This window comes from Acinetobacter kyonggiensis, from assembly GCF_900107285.1.
GTDB lineage: Bacteria > Pseudomonadota > Gammaproteobacteria > Pseudomonadales > Moraxellaceae > Acinetobacter > Acinetobacter kyonggiensis.
Genome location: NZ_FNPK01000013.1, coordinates 35,037 through 49,991 on the forward strand (window position 1 = coordinate 35,037; position 14,955 = coordinate 49,991).

The window sequence follows — 14,955 nt, forward strand, 5'->3', positions numbered from 1 at the left end:
AAAGGCGGCAGGATTTTGCTGTATCCCACGATATCTGTGAAATATTGACACCCTTATCAATAAAACCGCTATTAAATATGTAAAAAACGCATTTTGTTGATAGGTTAAATCTCGTTATGCTGTGCATCGTTATAATAGAAACTACTAGCCGTACGCCATGTATTTATATACTGATTTTGATCAGCAACTGATCAATGAACGTGTTGCACAATTCCGTGACCAAACGGAACGTTATTTAGCGGGTAAATTGACGGAAGATGAATACCGTCCGCTACGTCTACAAAATGGTTTATACGTTCAACGCTATGCGCCAATGTTACGTATTGCTGTGCCTTATGGCTTAATGAACTCAAACCAACTGCGTAAAATTTCGGATTTGGCAAAAGAGTATGATCGTGGGTATGCCCATGTATCAACGCGTCAAAATATTCAGTTTAACTGGCCAGCACTCGAAAATGTACCTGACATGTTGGCAGAACTTGCAACAGTTCAAATGCATGCCATTCAAACCTCAGGTAACTGTATTCGTAATACCACGACCGACCAGTATGCTGGTGTGGTGGCAGGTGAAATTGCAGATCCACGTCCAACCTGTGAATTGATTCGTCAATGGTCAACATTCCATCCAGAATTTGCCTTCTTGCCACGTAAATTTAAAATTGCAGTCTCTGCATTGGCGGAAACGGATCGTGCAGCGGTTTCATTCCATGATATCGGTGTGTATATCGTGAAGAATGAAGCAGGTGAAATTGGCTATAAAATTAAAGTTGGTGGTGGTTTAGGCCGTACACCAGTCATTGGTAGCTTTATTCGTGACTTCTTACCACGTGAAGATTTAATCGCCTATTTAGAAGCCGTTTTACGTGTGTATAACTTGCATGGTCGCCGTGACAACAAATATAAAGCGCGTATCAAAATTTTGGTCAAAGCGTTAACGCCTGCGGTATTTGCGGAGAAAGTTGAAGCTGAATTTGCGCATACCATTCAGACTTTAAAAATTCAGCCTGAAATTTTGACAAAATTAGACCAAGAATTTACACCGTTTGATTATCAAGATTATGCAGATGAAGATTTTACTGAATTGTTTGCAGCTTATCCGAAATTCAAGCAATGGTTTAATATCAACACCAATGCACATAAAGTAACAGGTTATCGTATCGTTACGATTTCACTGAAACGTGCTGGTATTGCACCGGGTGATATGAGCACTGAAGAAATGAACTTGATCGCAGATCTTGCAGATCAATATACATTCGGTGAGCTTCGTACCACGCATGAACAAAATATTTCATTGGTTGATGTACCGCAAAAAGATTTATTTGCAGTATGGCAAGCACTGGAAGTGAATAATTTGGCACGCGCACATATTGGTTTTGTCACCGATATTATTTGCTGTCCGGGCGGTGATTTCTGTTCATTGGCAAATGCGAAATCTATTCCAATCTCTGAAGCGATTTCACGCCGTTTTGATGATTTAGACACGATTTACAACTTAGGTAAATTGGATCTCAACATCTCTGGCTGTATGAATGCTTGTGGTCATCACCATGTGGGGAATATTGGTATTTTAGGTGTCGATAAAAAAGGTGCCGAGTTCTACCAAATTACCTTAGGTGGCAACGCGGATCATGATGCTTCAATTGGTGACATTTTAGGGCCATCATTTGCAGCAGATCGTGTACCTGATGTGGTTGAAGAAATTTTAAATACCTATCTTGATCTTCGTACTGAAGGTGAAGAGTTTATAGAAACCTATCGCCGTGTTGGCATTCAACCCTTTAAGGAGCGTGCATATGCTTAATACCGCACTACAAGTGCTCTCTAAAGATGGCACGATTGCAGACAATACTTATCAAGTGATTGGTGAAGATGGCGTGTTGCCACAAGGTGATGTGGTTTTAACCGTTGAACAGTTAGATCAAATTGCAAATGTATCTGGCAAAAAAGCGCTCTACATTACTGTGGATGCTTCTCCTGAAGTGAACGAATTCCCACTTGATCAACTCGATGCAATCTTTATTGAGTTTGCAGGCTTTAACGATGGTCGTGGTTATTCATTTGCAGCATTGTTGCGTCGTCAAGGCTATCAAGGCGAACTTCGTGCGACAGGCGATATTTTTAAAGATGTGTTGAACTATTTGAAGCGTTCGGGTTTCGATACTTTCGTGGTGAAAGAAGGTAAAGATATTCATGAAGCAGCAGCAGGTTTACATGATTTTAAACATCCGTACCAAGCATCGACGGCAGTTGCACAAGCAAGTTATCAAACAGGTGCTTAATTTCAATTAAGTACTTAAAAAAGCCGGATAAATTCCGGCTTTTTTGTATTTCAAGAAAACCTTACATTTCTTCTAATTGGCAATTGACCATCCATTTCACCCCAAATTGATCGGTAAAAGCGCCATACAATGCTCCCCAAAATGTTTTTTCTAAAGGCATTTCAATTTGACCATTTATGGCTAAAGCATCAAATAAGCGTTTTGCTTCTGCTTGCTCACTGGCATCTAAATTAATTGAAATATAATGATTCGTGCCTTGAGTAAAAACGGTCGAGCTTTGTGCGCAGAATTGATCACTGGTGTCTGAACCCATTAAGATGGTGAATTCATTGATGGGAAGTGACACATGCAGAATGTAATCTTTTTCTTTATCCGAAACCTGCGCATCTGGGAGTTCTGAATATTTTTTTAGAAACGAAAATTCACCACCAAAAACAGATTTATAAAAGTTAAAAGCAGCTTCGGTTTTACCTTGGAAATTGAGGTAATGATTGAGTTGCATCTTGATATGTCCATATTGTTGTTTTGACAGATACAACTTACCAGCTCATATCCCAAATATTAATGAATAAATTGTAATCAAAAAAAATCCCTCAATGATGAGGGATAAAGTTCTCTCCCGATGGGAGAAAGCTAGAGAGGGGGATTATAGTAATTCGATTGCTACAGCAGTTGCTTCACCGCCACCAATACATAAAGCAGCAATCCCTTTTTTACCGCCAGTACGTTTTAAGGCATGGATTAAAGTCAAAATAATACGTGAACCTGTAGAGCCGACAGGATGACCGAGTGCGCAAGCACCGCCATGAATATTCACTTTTTCCGCATCCAATTTAAAGTCATCAATTGGGCACATAGTAACCATCGCAAATGCTTCATTGATTTCCCACAGATCGACATCGGAAGCCGTCCAGCCCGCTTTATCCAATGCTTTTTGAATTGCACCCACTGGTGCAATAGTGAATTCTGAAGGGTGCTGAGAATTTGATGCATAAGCCACAATTTTCGCAAGCGGGTTTAAACCTTTTGCCGCTGCATTGTCCGCAGACGTTAATACTAATGCAGAAGCACCATCAGAAATGGAGCTGGCATTTGCAGCGGTAATAGTGCCATCTTTGGCAAAGGCAGGGCGTAGCGTTGGGATTTTATCAATATTGGCATTAAACGGTTGTTCATCTTTATCAATGACAACATCGCCTTTACGTGATGAAACCGTAACTGCTACGATTTCATCTACAAAATAGCCTTCGGTAATGGCTGTTTGTGCGCGTTTAAGTGAACGAATGGCAAAGTCATCCATTTGTTGGCGAGTATAGCCTCGAGTGTTAGCCATATCTTGAGCAAAAGAACCCATTAGGCGACCTGTTTCAGCATCTTCTAAGCCATCAACGAACATATGATCTTTGATTTCACCATGACCCATGCGGTAACCACCACGTGCCTTTGGTAACACATAAGGTGCATTGGTCATGGATTCCATACCGCCTGCGACCACAATTTCAGCAGAACCAGCTTTAATCATATCTGCTGCTTGCATGACCGCTTTCATGCCAGAACCACATAACTTGTTAATAGTGACTGCACCTGTTGAGTCAGGAAGACCCGCTTGGCGCATTGCTTGGCGTGCAGGGCCTTGCTTTAATCCAGCAGGAAGTACGCAGCCCATAATGACTTCTTCAACATCGGTTGGTTGTAATCCTGAACGAGCAATTGCTGCTTTAATAGATGCGGCACCCAGTTCGGGTGCTGTTACAGCAGCTAAACTTCCTTGAAAACCGCCCATTGCTGTACGTGCACCATTTACAATTACGATGTCTGTCATTGTTTTGCTCCGATATTTACTTTTAACTAAATTATTTTCTAAACTTAAGCAGTATATTGAAAAAAACAGAGGAATAAAGTCTGATCAGTCTCTAGTTGTAGACTCATGGGTTCTTAGCAAGTGAAGGGCTTTTCAATGCGAACATTTCCCATCTGACTGAGTATGATTTTATGCGATGCTTGCTGAGCAGTGGAGCAATAATAAAAACTACCATTCGAACCAATAGGAAGACCATTGGCTGCTTGAAAAGTTAAACTGGGAATGCTTAGTGTTCCTCTCCAATTTAAATTACCATATTTTAAATCGGTTGATTCGGTCAGGATAATGTATTCATTGGCATCCACCTGTCGGTTTTTATTAGAATCGATAAAAATAATAAAACCTGAATTCCAATGGTTCACTTGACAATTTAATTTATCTTGGCTGGGACAAATAACCACATTGCTATGTTGAAGAGCTGCATGTGACTTTGCAAATTGAATGCTTGAAATCAGTTTGTTGGTGGTTTTGATTGTTTCTTGTTTAGCCATGATTTCATGAAAATAAGGTAGAGCAAGGATTGTAATAATCGCTAAAATAGCGACCGTAATGATCAGCTCTATGAGCGTAAAACCATTTTTTTGTTTAAAAAACATTGAATTAACCTTTTGGTGTATTTTTTTAATTGTTTATGTTATTAATGTTTTGTTTTTAATCGTTTTTTCTGTAAGTAATATTTATTACTCAACTTTTAAGAAAACTGTTAAAATAATTCGCAAGTGACCATAAGCTATTCGCAACAAAAAATTGAGTAAAAAATTACCGAATTACAACGGAAATTGTAAGTAATTTTGTCAATAATTCACTTGATTAAATTTATCAAGCACTTGGAAAAAAAATAAAGTGTTTGTATGATTCATAGTGAGTAGCTTAAAAATAAAACTGGGTATTAGAAAACCTATTTCAGGATAGCCAAATTTTAGGCTTGAGCTTGAACAACAATTGTTATCTCTGGAGGATAAATCCATGAAAATGAGTCGTATTGCACTAGCTATGCTAGTTGCTGCACCTTTAGCTGCTGCGAATGCTGGCGTAACTATTACCCCATTAATGGTTGGTTATAACTTTAACGAAACTCAACACAACAATAGCGGTAAACTATTCTCTGGTGTTGAAGATGCAGATAATCAAGTAGCTTTACAAGACGATTTATTCGTTGGTGCTGCGATTGGTGTTGAATTAACGCCATGGTTAGGTTTTGAAGTTGAATATTCTCAAGTAAAGGGTGATATTGAAGCTACTCGCCAAAATACTGATGTTGTTGATGGGACTAAAGTAGCTGAATATAAAAAACAGCAACTTGCTGGTAACTTCTATGCAACTTCTGACTTAATCACTAAAAACTATGACAGCAAAATCAAGCCGTATGTATTACTAGGTGCTGGTCATGTTAAATATGAAGGTCAAGGCGAAGCTGCTGATTGGGAAGAAGAAAGTACAATTGGTAATGCAGGTCTTGGTGCTTTCTGGCGCTTAAACGATGCTTTGTCTTTACGTACAGAAGCTCGTAGTACTTATAACTTTGACAACAAATTTTGGGACTATACAGCTTTAGCTGGTCTAAATGTTGTTCTTGGTGGTCACTTGAAACCAGCTGCACCTGTAGTTGAAGTTGCTGTCGTTGAACCTGTTGTTCCAGTTCAACCAGTTCCACAAGAGTTGACTGAAGACCTTAACATGGAACTTCGTGTGTTCTTTGATACAAACAAATCAAACATCAAAGATCAATACAAACCAGAAATTGCTAAAGTTGCTGAAAAGTTAGTTGAATATCCAAACGCTACTGCTCGCATCGAAGGTCACACAGATAACACTGGTCCACGTGCATTAAACGAACGTTTATCTTTGGCTCGTGCTAACTCTGTTAAATCTTCACTTGTAAATGAATACAATGTAGATCCAGCTCGTTTGTCTACTCAAGGTTTTGCTTGGGATCAACCGATTGCTGACAACAAAACTAAAGAAGGTCGTGCTATGAACCGTCGTGTATTCGCGACTATTTCTGGTAGCCGTACTGTAATTGCTCAACCAGCTCAATAATTTATTATTGAACTGAGTTAAAAAAGCAGCCGTCAGGCTGCTTTTTTTATGAAGAAAAATTTATTTTTATAATGGGTAATTTACATAAATTAAAAAATGTTCAATATTCGATTTTTTTAAATCAGCACTGTCTCATTTGATCGATTCAGTTTTTATGCCTTTGCATCGGCATGAGCGCTACTTTTGAAAGGTTAAGCACTAGCACGGCTACGCAAGACAAAAACCTTTTGTTTCCTATACACAATATCCTGAGCAGGTTTTAATGTACTGCATTTAAAATGCAGCGCAAGGATGGGAAACGTGTGCTATCCATGTCATATTCATGAATCCAATACTTACTAAAATTTATTTTTAATTTTGGCTTTACGAACCACTTCTGTTGACCAAAAAGCACCCTATGAAAAAAGTCTAATAATTCAAAGTCGGAGTTATTACATGCTGAGTTTGATTTTTACTCATGTAATTTTCTGCTCTGTGGTTGAACCCAGCCTTTGTGACTCAAGACATTTCACCCGCATAAAAGTGATTAAAATTTTACTCAGATCTGCACAAGAACAATCATCTTTTAAAGTGCTTTATTTTGCATGATTGTGGCTTGTTGAGAAGTTGGCTATAGCTATATCAAAAGACCCAGTTGCCCAGACATTTATGATTTTTGCACAATAAAAAAACAGCCCGAAGGCTGCTTTTTATTTCAGTGGCAAGTTAATCATTTTCTACATTGACAGGTTGTACATCCATGTCTTTATATGGAATAAGCTTGGTTTTATATTTCCATTTATAACCTAACCAAATGACAAGAAAGAGCGGAATACTAATGTAAGTCGAAGCCAAACCTAGCCAATCTACTTTTCCACCAATCAGTGCTTCATAGTTTTGACCTAGAATAATGATCGAGCAGAGGATAAAGGCGAACCATGGTGCAAAAGGGAAGAACTTTGCTGTATATGCTAAGTCTTCCAGTTTATACCCTTGCGCTAAATAGCCTTTACGGAAACGATAGTGTGAAATCGCAATACCTAACCAGACGATAAAGCCACACATTCCTGACATATTAAGCAACCAATTGAACACTTGTTGCTCACCAATAAATGTGGTTAAGAAACAGAGTGCTGCAATTGCAGTCGTTGCATAAAGTGCATTCATGGGTACACCACGAGTATCGAGTTTTGCAAACCATTTCGGTGCACGACCTTCACGTGCCATGTCAAATAGCATACGTGTAGATGAATACATTCCCGAGTTACCCGCAGATAAAATGGCAGTTAAGATGACTGCATTCATTAAACTTGCAGCAAAGGCAAAACCTGCTTTTTCATACAATAATGTAAATGGCGAAAGGGTGATGTTATCACTAGCCGCGGCTTGTAAAAGACGAGGATCATCATAAGCGACAAGTGTGCCAATAATGAAAATACACACCACATAAAATAATAGGATTCGCCAAAAAATTTGCTTAATGGCAACAGGAATGGTTTTTTTAGGATCTTTAGATTCTCCTGCGGCAACCCCGACCATTTCTGTACCTTGGAAGGAGAATCCGGCAATCATGGCCACCCCAATCATGGCTTGTAGTCCACCGACAAAAGGCGCATCACCTTTGGTCCAGTTGGAGAAAGTGACCATATTCGGTGTTAGGATGATTTTTGCAATCATGGCAATGCCAATAATAATAAAGACAATAATCGCAATGACCTTGACCAGTGAGAATAAAAATTCACTTTCACCAAAACTTTTCACGGTCAGTGAATTAATTGCAAAAATAATCGCAAGGAAAATGGCACTCCAGTAGAAACCTGGAATATCTGGAAACCAAAATTTCATAATGAACTGAACCGCAACCAGTTCAAAAGCAACCGTGATTGCCCAGTTGTACCAATAGTTCCAACCCAAGGCGAAACCAAAACCGCCTTCTACATATTTAGTACCATAGGTAAAAAATGCACCTGAAGTGGGGTTGTGCGTGGCAAGTTCGCCCAAACTTGTCATTAAGAAATAAATCATTACACCAATAAGCGCATAAGCGAGTAATGCACCGCCGGGACCTGCATTGGCAATGGTTGCACCAGAAGCGAGGAATAAACCTGTGCCGATGGAGCCACCAATCGCAATCATATTCAGATGGCGAGCACCAAGTTTACGCTGTAAGTGTGGTTGATCAATTTCACTCATTATTGTTCCTTAGATTTCTTTTGAGTGTTGGCGAACAGCACTTTAAAGCCTTGTTGATCGGCTTTGGTTGTACATTGACCAAAATTTTGCTCAATTAATAATGGATAATTTAGAAAGCGATTGGCTACAATCCATAATTCACCGCCCGATTTTAAATGACGTCGTGATGTTTTACATAAACTCTCACTGGCGTTGTAATCGGTTTGGATACCTTGATGGAATGGCGGATTACTGACAATGGCATGCAAGAATAGCGGTGCATCTTCAATACCAGTCACTGCTGTAATTTCAAGTTGTTCTGGCGCAAGATTGTTTTTTTCAAAGGTCATTTGGGTGGAAGCCAAAGCAAAAGCATCAACATCCATGGCAAAAATCCGATTTTTTGGATTTAATTTTGCTAAATAAGCACTGATGACACCCGAACCACACCCAAAGTCGGCAATTTTACCCGCAGTGACTTGTGATAAATAAGGTAACAGCACCGCAGTACCAATATCTAAGCGATTTTGACTAAATACGCCCGGTAAGGCACAGATATTTAAGTCACCATTGGGTGTAGGAACGGTATATTGTTGTGCCCAATCATCTAGTTTTTTGGCAACCACAGTTTTTTCAACCGTCATTTGCCACATCTGACAGTGACGTGCGCTATCTAATTTACAGGCTGGGCCAAACGGCAGTAATTGTTTGGCAGCACGTTCAACCCCCGCTTTTTTTTCTCCAACAAGGAAAACTGAAGCACCAACATTTAAGCGGCTAACCACATTATGTAGGATGTAATTCAGCAGTTCTTTTGACTTCGGGACAAAAATAATCGCTTGATCAAAATCATCTGCAGGAAGATCTACACCAAAATGTACATTGGCTTGTTGGGACTGAAAATATTGTAATTCGTTATAGTTCCATGTCCATATACATGGAGTGATGTCTTTTTCTAAATTGGAAAGTAAGTCATCCGTAGGTGCATTAATGAGTAGTACACGTCCAGACAGATATTCGTGCTGTCGAATGACAACTTCACTTCTAGGATCCATTTTTTATCTCGCCATTGAAAAACTCTGCCCAGACAATGCTGGGCAGGGTTGATGCTGAAATGAAATTATTTCTTCGATTCAGGAAGAATAATGTTTAATAACAATGCTGCAATACCGCCTGTCGCAACACCAGAACTGAAAATGTTACGAATTAATTCAGGCAGGTGTTCAAGAATTTGAGGTACTTGTGCCACACCTAAGCCTAATGCCAAAGAAATGGCAATAATCAGTAATGCACGGCGGTCAAGTTGAATGCCAGACAGAATATTAATGCCTGAAGCTGCAACAGCACCGAACATCACCATGACGGCACCACCTAACACCGCTTGTGGTACGGCCTGAATCACACCTGCAACAGCAGGAAATAGACCCAGAATGACCAATAATACTGCAATCCAGATCCCAACATAACGGCTTGCAACACCTGTCAGTTGAATGACACCGTTATTTTGTGCAAAGACCGAGCTTGGGAAGGTGTTAAAAATACCCGCCAAAAATGAATTTGCACCATTGACCAGTACACCACCTTTAATACGTTCCATCCATACTGGGCCGTCTACAGGTTGATTGGATATTTTTGAAGTTGCAGTGACATCACCAATCGCTTCCAAAGAGGTCACTAAATAGATAAATGCCATTGGAATAAATAAGCTCCATGAGAAACTTAAACCAAAATGCATCGGGGTTGGAATTTGAATGAGGGGGGTATCTTCTAAACTTGAAAAATTAAGATGCCCCATAAAACCAGCAACAACATAACCAATCACTAAGGCAATGAGAATAGCCGAGCTTTTGACCCAGACGATACGAACACGATTTAAAACAACAATAATCGCCAGTACCGTACATGACATGATGAGGTTGTCGGCATTGGCAAATGTTTTATCGCTCATGGCTTGATAACCGCCACCCATGCTGATAAGACCTTCTTTAATTAAGGTCAAACCAATCAGCAGCACCACAATACCTGTCACCAATGGGGTAATGAGTTTTTTTACCCAAGGCAGAATACGAGATACGCCCATTTCAATAAATGAACCCGCAATGACCACCCCAAAAATAGAGGCCATGACCGCTTCAACAGGTGTACCTGCTGCAACCATGGCAGAACCAATACCAATAATAGGGCCAATAAAGTTAAAGCTGGTGCCTTGAACAATCAGTAAGCCTGCGCCAAATGGACCCACTTTTTTACATTGTAAAAAAGTCGCAATCCCTGAGATCACCAAAGACATGGAAAGAATCATGTTGGTGTCTTGTTTTGAGACGCCTAAAGCTAAACAGATTAGTAAGCCGGGTGTGATAATCGGGACAATAATGGCCAATAAATGTTGCAGTGCAGCTAAAAAAGCGATGAATGGTTTTGGACGGTCATTCAATCCATAAACTAAATCAAGATGATCTTTTTGCTCGGGAGAGTTTGTTAAATCAGACATTTGAAAACGGTACAGCAGCAATTTATGGCTATTCTAATCGAGTTACAGGACTTTACAAACCAAAAAAAGAGCGATTTTTTAAAAAAACTTGTAACTGTCAATAAACTGTCACTACTAAAAGTTAGTATTTTTCTGTATAATTTGCCCTCAAATTTAAAGCGTATCGAATTTACATGTCAGATATTAAAACTCTCCGCAACATTGCCATTATTGCGCACGTTGACCATGGTAAAACCACTCTTGTAGACAAACTTTTGCAACAATCTGGTGCTCTCGGTGACCGCGCGGGCGAGATTGAACGTGTTATGGATTCTAACGCGCTTGAGTCTGAACGTGGTATTACCATTCTTGCAAAAAACACTGCAATCAAATGGTTAGACAAACGTACAGATACTGAATACCGCATTAACATCGTCGACACCCCGGGACATGCTGACTTCGGTGGTGAAGTTGAACGTGTAATGTCTATGGTTGACTGCGTATTACTTCTCGTTGATGCACAAGACGGTCCAATGCCACAAACTCGTTTTGTGACATCTAAAGCATTTGCAAGTGGTCTTAAGCCAATCGTTGTATTAAACAAAATTGACCGTCCAGGTGCACGTCCTGACTGGGTAATGGATCAAGTATTTGATTTATTTGATAACCTTGGTGCGACTGACGAGCAGTTAGACTTCCCAGTGGTATATGCTTCTGCAATTAACGGTATTGCTGGTCGTGATGTTGAAGCAATGTCTGAAGATATGACGCCATTGTTTGAAACAATTGTTGACATCGTTGAACCACCTAAAGTTGACGTTGATGGCCCGTTCCAAATGCAAATTTCATCTCTTGACTATAATAGTTTCGTAGGTGTAATTGGTATTGGTCGTATCCAACGTGGTTCGGTTAAAACAAACACGCAAGTGACTGTAATCGACAAAGATGGCAAAACACGTAACGGCCGTATCTTAAAAGTGATGGGTTATCATGGTCTTGACCGTGTAGACGTTGAAGATGCTTCTGCTGGTGATATCGTATGTATCACGGGTCTTGATGCACTTAACATCTCTGACACGATTTGTGATCCGAAAAATGTTGAAGCTTTACCGCCATTGTCTGTAGATGAACCTACAGTTTCGATGACATTCCAAGTAAACAACTCACCGTTTGCTGGTCGCGAAGGTAAATTCGTAACTTCACGTAATATTCGTGAACGTCTTGACCGCGAATTGATTCATAACGTAGCTTTACGTGTTGAAGATACTGATTCTCCAGACCGTTTCAAAGTATCTGGTCGTGGTGAGCTTCATTTGTCTGTTCTTATTGAGAACATGCGTCGTGAAGGCTTCGAGATGGGTGTATCTCGTCCTGAAGTAATCATGAAAGAAATTGATGGTGAAATCCAAGAGCCGTATGAAAATGTAACTTTTGACGTTGAAGAACAACATCAAGGTTCAATCATGGAGCAAATGGGCTTCCGTAAAGGCGAAATGACCAATATGGAACTTGACGGCAAAGGCCGTATCCGTATTGAAGCAACTGTTCCTTCACGTGGCTTGATCGGTTTCCGTTCTGAATTCTTAACCATTACTTCTGGTACTGGTATTATGACTTCAAGCTTCTCTCATTATGGTAAAGCGAAAGCTGGTACTGTAGCGAAGCGTCAAAACGGTGTACTTGTTTCAATGGTTAACGGTACTTGCTTAGCGTTTGCATTGTTTACATTACAAGACCGTGGTCGTCTATTTGCTGAACCACAGTTAGAAGTTTATGAAGGTATGATCGTGGGTATGAACTCACGTTCTGACGACATGACGGTTAACCCAACTAAAGCGAAGCAGTTAACCAACATGCGTGCATCTGGTACAGATGAAGCATTAACGTTAACTCCTGCAATTCGTTTCACGCTTGAACAAGCGCTTGAGTTCATCGAAGATGACGAATTAGTTGAAGTTACACCTAAATCAGTACGTATTCGTAAACGCTGGTTGACTGAAAATGATCGTAAACGTAACCGCGGTAAATAATTTTTAATTATTGTCCGTGACTGCGTTTGGTCATAAAAAGGTGCTATCAATTCGTTGATAGCATTTTTTTTTGTTTGAAATGAGCAACTAAATATTCTAAAAGCATTTAATTCCGAGTAAATTACTCATCTATATGAACTGTTTCACATTTTTGATATGGAACGGTTTAAAAATATTTTAATAAAAGAATATGACAAAGCGAGCTGGAGAGTTTCATGAGTATCGTTCAAGAATTTAAAGAGTTTGCCATTAAAGGCAATATGATGGATTTGGCGATTGGTGTCATCATTGGTGGTGCTTTTGGTAAAATTATTGATTCATTGGTAAAAGATGTATTGATGCCTTTAATTTCTGTGATTACAGGTGGTGATGTTGATTTTTCACAATGGTTCGTTGTATTGGGAGATAACCCGAATAATTTACAAACGCTTGAGGAATTACAAAAAGCAGGGGTCAATGTTTTACAGTATGGTAGTTTCTTAACAGTATTTATTAATTTCTTGATTTTAGCTTGGGTGGTTTTCTTACTGGTTAAAGTCATGAATCGTTTGCGTAAACAAGAAGCGCCTGTAGAAGCACCCGCTGCAACACCAGAAGATATCGAATTGTTACGTGAAATCCGTGATGAGTTGAAACGTCGTCCACAAGTTTAAATTGTGGAAGGATAAAAAATGGCACGTGTAGTGCCATTTTTTTAATTGAATTTCTTGCAATCTTCGTTTCTTGCACTTCATTTTCCAGTAGTGCTTTAAAACTTACTCTGGAAGGAGAAGTCCCTGTTCGAAAAAAGGGAATTTAGGATGATTAATCCATTCGAAACTTAATTTCGAGTAAATGCCAACCAAACTGACTTTTGATTGGGCCATGCAATTCACGTTCAGCTAAGGTAAATACCGCCTTATCAATGGGGCCGACCAGTTGTCCTTTCTTGATATCACCCAGTTCACCGCCTTTTTTGCCTGAAGGACAGGTGGAATGCTGTTTAGCAATTTGGGCAAAATCTGCACCTGCTTTAATCTTCTTTTTTAACTGTTCGGCCAACTCTTTGTCTTTGACTAAAATATGACGCACGATGGCAGATTTCATGCTTTATTCCCTTTAGATGGTGTCTTGGTGAGCATTTTAACGTTTTTTAAAGGCTGACATTGCGGACAAAATACACTGGCACGCTGTCCGAGTTTTAAATTTTCTAAAGTGGTTTCACAGTTCACACACATTTCACCCGCACGGCCATAGGCCAATAGGGTTTGTTGGAAATAACCATTTTCGCCCATGGCATTACTATAGTCACGTAGGGTTGAGCCACCCAAATCTATGGCTTGTTTTAAGATTCGTTTGATCTCGATCACTAATTTTTCAATTTGCTGCATACTTAAACTAGATGCAGGCTGGGCAGGGTGAATGCCTAAATTGAATAAACTTTCAGTGGCATAGATATTACCGACTCCAACCACCATATGGTTATCCATAATGGCAACTTTGGCGGCCACATTTTTCTTTTTAAATTTGCTTGCTAAATAGTCAGCATTAAATGCTTCACTTAAAGGTTCTGGGCCTAAAGTATCAATTAACTTGGTTTGAGAGTTCTGATCTAACCATAAAATGCAGCCAAAACGACGTGGGTCATGGTAACGTAGTTCTATATCTTCAAACTGAATGATCAAATGATCATGTTTACGCAATTCTGTATGGGGTTCACAAAGGCGAAAACTACCCGACATGCCCAAATGCCATAACATGCTGTCGTGCTCAAATTCCGCCAAAATATATTTAGAGCGTCGGGTGAGCTTAAGCAATTTTTGCCCAGTTAGTTTTTGAATATCTTCAGGAATCGGCCAGCGTAAACTGGATTGTCGAACTTCAACAGAAATGACTTTTTGCTCAATTAAAGGCAATAAACTGGTTTTTGTGGTTTCAACTTCAGGTAGTTCAGGCATTTTTAGCAAATTAAAATGGATTATGGCTAATATCGGGATGAATGGTCGAGAATACAAGTTTTAATTGAAGCATAAGATGAGTCGTGCACATACTATAAGAAACTGAGTTCAGAAATAGATTGAAAATAAGCTGAACAATAGAATATCAAGCTGCACGAATCATATGATTCATTGAAATTATTCATGT

General features: G+C 39.5%; 13 protein-coding genes. 5 read left to right on the top strand and 8 right to left on the bottom strand.

Annotated elements, in window-relative coordinates; genetic code table 11:
• Window positions 1-157: 157 nt before the first annotated feature.
• Window positions 158-1,801: a nitrite/sulfite reductase gene (locus tag BLV99_RS11345; RefSeq protein WP_092690718.1), complete on the top strand. Its 1,644-nt coding sequence runs from the start codon at window positions 158-160 to the stop codon at window positions 1,799-1,801.
• Window positions 1,794-2,279: a DUF934 domain-containing protein gene (locus tag BLV99_RS11350; protein WP_092690720.1), complete on the top strand. Its 486-nt coding sequence runs from the start codon at window positions 1,794-1,796 to the stop codon at window positions 2,277-2,279. Before BLV99_RS11345 ends, BLV99_RS11350 begins: the two co-directional genes overlap by 8 nt.
• Window positions 2,280-2,340: 61 nt before the next feature.
• On the opposite strand, the gene BLV99_RS11355 is transcribed toward BLV99_RS11350, so the two are convergent.
• The 3 genes from BLV99_RS11355 to BLV99_RS11365 all read right to left on the bottom strand — a co-directional run bounded on the left by BLV99_RS11355 (window position 2,341) and on the right by BLV99_RS11365 (window position 4,736).
• Window positions 2,341-2,781 carry a VOC family protein gene (locus BLV99_RS11355; protein WP_092690723.1) on the bottom strand — a complete coding sequence of 147 codons (441 nt, stop codon included), beginning with the start codon at window positions 2,779-2,781 and terminating at the stop codon, window positions 2,341-2,343.
• Window positions 2,782-2,925: 144 nt separating this feature from the next.
• Complete coding sequence (locus BLV99_RS11360) at window positions 2,926-4,101, bottom strand: thiolase family protein (protein WP_092690726.1); 1,176 nt, start codon at window positions 4,099-4,101, stop codon at window positions 2,926-2,928.
• A gap of 113 nt (window positions 4,102-4,214) precedes the next feature.
• Entirely contained in the window at window positions 4,215-4,736 is a 522-nt protein-coding gene (locus BLV99_RS11365; protein ID WP_092690729.1) for a GspH/FimT family pseudopilin, read from the bottom strand.
• Window positions 4,737-5,106: 370 nt separating this feature from the next.
• Here BLV99_RS11365 and omp38 point away from each other — a divergent pair, with 370 nt between their 5' ends.
• The gene (gene omp38 / locus BLV99_RS11370) at window positions 5,107-6,180 is read left to right on the top strand and encodes an outer membrane protein Omp38 (protein ID WP_092690732.1); all 1,074 of its coding nucleotides are present in this window, start codon (window positions 5,107-5,109) and stop codon (window positions 6,178-6,180) included.
• A 705-nt stretch (window positions 6,181-6,885) separates the two neighbouring features.
• Here the strand turns inward: omp38 and BLV99_RS11375 are convergent.
• The 3 genes from BLV99_RS11375 to BLV99_RS11385 form a co-directional block, all read right to left on the bottom strand.
• On the bottom strand, window positions 6,886-8,352 hold the full coding sequence (locus BLV99_RS11375; RefSeq protein ID WP_086185368.1) for an amino acid permease: 1,467 nt from the start codon (window positions 8,350-8,352) through the stop codon (window positions 6,886-6,888).
• Window positions 8,352-9,386: a class I SAM-dependent methyltransferase gene (locus BLV99_RS11380; RefSeq protein ID WP_086185367.1), complete on the bottom strand. Its 1,035-nt coding sequence runs from the start codon at window positions 9,384-9,386 to the stop codon at window positions 8,352-8,354. Before BLV99_RS11380 ends, BLV99_RS11375 begins: the two co-directional genes overlap by 1 nt.
• 65 nt (window positions 9,387-9,451) lie before the next feature.
• Window positions 9,452-10,822: a uracil-xanthine permease family protein gene (locus tag BLV99_RS11385; RefSeq protein WP_086185366.1), complete on the bottom strand. Its 1,371-nt coding sequence runs from the start codon at window positions 10,820-10,822 to the stop codon at window positions 9,452-9,454.
• Window positions 10,823-10,995: 173 nt separating this feature from the next.
• On the opposite strand from BLV99_RS11385, the gene typA reads away from it, so the two are divergent.
• A complete protein-coding gene (gene typA, locus BLV99_RS11390) occupies window positions 10,996-12,831 on the top strand; it encodes a translational GTPase TypA (RefSeq protein ID WP_086185365.1) in 1,836 nt (611 codons plus the stop codon).
• Window positions 12,832-13,046: 215 nt separating this feature from the next.
• Window positions 13,047-13,484, top strand: coding sequence for a large conductance mechanosensitive channel protein MscL (gene mscL, locus BLV99_RS11395; protein ID WP_086164795.1), 438 nt, complete (start codon window positions 13,047-13,049; stop codon window positions 13,482-13,484).
• Window positions 13,485-13,635: 151 nt separating this feature from the next.
• Here the strand turns inward: mscL and BLV99_RS11400 are convergent, their stop codons facing one another.
• Entirely contained in the window at window positions 13,636-13,917 is a 282-nt protein-coding gene (locus BLV99_RS11400) for a peptidylprolyl isomerase (protein WP_086164794.1), read from the bottom strand.
• Window positions 13,914-14,768, bottom strand: a complete 855-nt coding sequence (mutM, locus tag BLV99_RS11405; RefSeq protein WP_092690735.1) for a bifunctional DNA-formamidopyrimidine glycosylase/DNA-(apurinic or apyrimidinic site) lyase — start codon at window positions 14,766-14,768, stop codon at window positions 13,914-13,916. The genes BLV99_RS11400 and mutM overlap by 4 nt, the downstream gene beginning before the upstream one ends.
• Window positions 14,769-14,955 lie beyond the last annotated feature (187 nt).

Coding starts and splice junctions, on each gene's coding strand:
- BLV99_RS11345 (WP_092690718.1), top strand. CDS start 158: ATGTATTTATATACTGATTTTGATCAGCAACTGATCAATGAACGTGTT.
- BLV99_RS11350 (WP_092690720.1), top strand. CDS start 1,794: ATGCTTAATACCGCACTACAAGTGCTCTCTAAAGATGGCACGATTGCA.
- BLV99_RS11355 (WP_092690723.1), bottom strand. CDS start 2,781: ATGCAACTCAATCATTACCTCAATTTCCAAGGTAAAACCGAAGCTGCT.
- BLV99_RS11360 (WP_092690726.1), bottom strand. CDS start 4,101: ATGACAGACATCGTAATTGTAAATGGTGCACGTACAGCAATGGGCGGT.
- BLV99_RS11365 (WP_092690729.1), bottom strand. CDS start 4,736: ATGTTTTTTAAACAAAAAAATGGTTTTACGCTCATAGAGCTGATCATT.
- omp38 (WP_092690732.1), top strand. CDS start 5,107: ATGAAAATGAGTCGTATTGCACTAGCTATGCTAGTTGCTGCACCTTTA.
- BLV99_RS11375 (WP_086185368.1), bottom strand. CDS start 8,352: ATGAGTGAAATTGATCAACCACACTTACAGCGTAAACTTGGTGCTCGC.
- BLV99_RS11380 (WP_086185367.1), bottom strand. CDS start 9,386: ATGGATCCTAGAAGTGAAGTTGTCATTCGACAGCACGAATATCTGTCT.
- BLV99_RS11385 (WP_086185366.1), bottom strand. CDS start 10,822: ATGTCTGATTTAACAAACTCTCCCGAGCAAAAAGATCATCTTGATTTA.
- typA (WP_086185365.1), top strand. CDS start 10,996: ATGTCAGATATTAAAACTCTCCGCAACATTGCCATTATTGCGCACGTT.
- mscL (WP_086164795.1), top strand. CDS start 13,047: ATGAGTATCGTTCAAGAATTTAAAGAGTTTGCCATTAAAGGCAATATG.
- BLV99_RS11400 (WP_086164794.1), bottom strand. CDS start 13,917: ATGAAATCTGCCATCGTGCGTCATATTTTAGTCAAAGACAAAGAGTTG.
- mutM (WP_092690735.1), bottom strand. CDS start 14,768: ATGCCTGAACTACCTGAAGTTGAAACCACAAAAACCAGTTTATTGCCT.